At 58.6% G+C, this 2,367-nt stretch carries 2 protein-coding genes and 1 riboswitch; of the genes, one reads left to right on the forward strand and one right to left on the reverse strand.

Features of this window, described 5'->3' with window-relative positions; genetic code table 11:
- Nucleotides 1–153: 153 nt before the first annotated feature.
- Nucleotides 154–558, reverse strand: coding sequence for an acyl-CoA thioesterase (locus DCO47_RS26560; RefSeq protein ID WP_016772772.1), 405 nt, complete (start codon nt 556–558; stop codon nt 154–156).
- Between the two features lie 198 nt (nt 559–756).
- Nucleotides 757–855: riboswitch (S-adenosyl-L-homocysteine riboswitch) on the forward strand.
- A gap of 23 nt (nt 856–878) precedes the next feature.
- Here DCO47_RS26560 and ahcY point away from each other — a divergent pair.
- Nucleotides 879–2,288: an adenosylhomocysteinase gene (ahcY, locus tag DCO47_RS26565; protein ID WP_039757587.1), complete on the forward strand. Its 1,410-nt coding sequence runs from the start codon at nt 879–881 to the stop codon at nt 2,286–2,288.
- Nucleotides 2,289–2,367 lie beyond the last annotated feature (79 nt).

Here is a 2,367-nt window from a genome sequence, read left to right on the forward strand (position 1 = left end):
CGAAGGCTGCGATCTTTTGATCTTGATTTTTGAAGATCAAGATCAAGATCAAGATCAAGATCAAGATCAAAAGATCGCAGCCTTCGGCAGCTCCTACAGGCACAGGTGATTCCTGTGGGAGCGAGCCTGCTCGCGAAGGATGCGCCGCCGATCTTATTGAACGGCTTCGTCATCCTTGAACTGGTCTTTCACATATTTGATCTCGGTGCGCCCGTGCGGCGCCGGCAGGCCGTCTTCGCCGAGGTTGACGAACACCATCTTCTCGACGGTCAGGATGCTCTTGCGGGTGATCTTGTTGCGCACTTCGCAGGTCAGGGTGATCGAGGTGCGGCCGAACTCGGTGGCGGTGATGCCCAGTTCGATGATGTCGCCCTGGCGCGAGGCGCTGACGAAGTTGATTTCCGAGATGTACTTGGTCACTACACGCTGATTGCCCAATTGCACGATGGCGTAGATCGCCGCTTCTTCATCGATCCAGCGCAGGAGGCTGCCGCCGAACAGGGTGCCGTTGGGGTTGAGGTCTTCGGGTTTAACCCATTTGCGGGTGTGGAAATTCATGTTCACTCCTGAGCGCGTGCCGAAAGATGCGCCCATCTTGGCAGACTGATCGGTCAGGCTCCAGGCAGCTGCGACTATGGTCGCCATTGGCGATCTTCATCTGGCCGACAGAAACCCTTTGGAAGATCAGCCCAGACGGCTATAATCGCCCCCGTTTCAAAAAACGGTAACGTTCACTGACTACCGTTTTCCCGCCACCTGTCCGAGGGGCGCTGCAGCAGGTTCGACCTGTCAGGCTCGGATGGGGCGTTGACCGGCTCTCGCCGGACACTAAACGCACAACGGCGCCCATTCGCATACATTACGAATGGAGGCTCTTCATGAGCGCTGTCAACACGCCTGCCGATTTTACCGATTACAAAGTTGCCGATATGTCCCTGGCTGCCTGGGGCCGTCGCGAAACCATCATCGCCGAATCGGAAATGCCTGCCCTGATGGGTCTGCGCCGCAAGTACGCCTCGGAGCAGCCGCTCAAAGGCGCGAAAATCCTCGGCTGCATCCACATGACCATTCAGACTGCCGTGCTGATCGAAACCCTGGTTGCTCTGGGTGCCGAAGTACGCTGGTCGTCCTGCAACATTTTCTCCACTCAGGATCAGGCCGCTGCCGCTATCGCTGCCGCCGGTATCCCGGTGTTCGCCTGGAAAGGCGAGACTGAAGAAGAGTACGAGTGGTGCCTGGAGCAGACCATCCTGAAGGATGGCCAGCCATGGGACGCCAACATGATCCTCGACGACGGCGGCGACCTGACCGAGCTGCTGCACAAGAAATATCCGCAAGTGCTCGATCGCGTTCACGGCGTGACCGAAGAAACCACCACTGGCGTGCACCGTCTGCTGGACATGCTGGCCAAGGGCGAGCTGAAGATCCCGGCCATCAACGTCAACGACTCGGTGACCAAGTCCAAGAACGACAACAAGTACGGCTGCCGTCACAGCCTGAACGATGCGATCAAGCGCGGCACCGACCACCTGCTGTCCGGCAAGCAAGCGCTGGTCATCGGTTACGGTGACGTGGGCAAGGGCTCGGCTCAATCCCTGCGTCAGGAAGGCATGATCGTCAAGGTGTCGGAAGTCGACCCGATCTGCGCCATGCAAGCCTGCATGGACGGTTTCGAACTGGTGTCGCCGTTCATCGACGGTATCAACGACGGTTCCGAAGCGAGCATCGACAAAGCGCTGCTGGGCAAGATCGACCTGATCGTGACCACCACCGGTAACGTCAATGTCTGCGACGCGAACATGCTCAAAGCCCTGAAAAAGCGCGCCGTGGTCTGCAACATCGGTCACTTCGACAATGAAATCGACACCGCTTTCATGCGCAAGAACTGGGCATGGGAAGAAGTGAAGCCACAGGTGCACAAGGTTCACCGCACCGGTGCCGGCAGCTTCGACCCACAGAACGATGACTACCTGATCCTGCTGGCCGAAGGCCGTCTGGTGAACCTGGGTAACGCCACCGGTCACCCGAGCCGCATCATGGATGGTTCGTTCGCCAACCAGGTACTGGCACAGATCTTCCTGTTCGGCCAGAAATACGCCGACCTGTCGCCAGCGCAGAAAGCCGAGCGTCTGACCGTTGAAGTCCTGCCGAAGAAACTCGACGAAGAAGTGGCCCTGGAAATGGTTCGCGGCTTCGGCGGCGTGGTCACCCAACTGACCAAGCAACAGGCTGACTACATCGGCGTCACCGTCGAAGGCCCGTTCAAGCCGCACGCTTACCGCTACTAAGTAACCGGCTGCTTTATTTGTCGGAATGGCTTGTTGTGGCGAGGGAGCTTGCTCCCGCTGGGCTGCGCAGCGGCCCCAG

This window comes from Pseudomonas sp. NDM (genome assembly GCF_003105095.1).
GTDB lineage: Bacteria > Pseudomonadota > Gammaproteobacteria > Pseudomonadales > Pseudomonadaceae > Aquipseudomonas > Aquipseudomonas moraviensis_A.

Excerpts from the sequence above, each read along its gene's own strand:
- DCO47_RS26560 (WP_016772772.1), bottom strand. The coding sequence starts at position 558 with ATGAATTTCCACACCCGCAAATGGGTTAAACCCGAAGACCTCAACCCC.
- ahcY (WP_039757587.1), top strand. The coding sequence starts at position 879 with ATGAGCGCTGTCAACACGCCTGCCGATTTTACCGATTACAAAGTTGCC.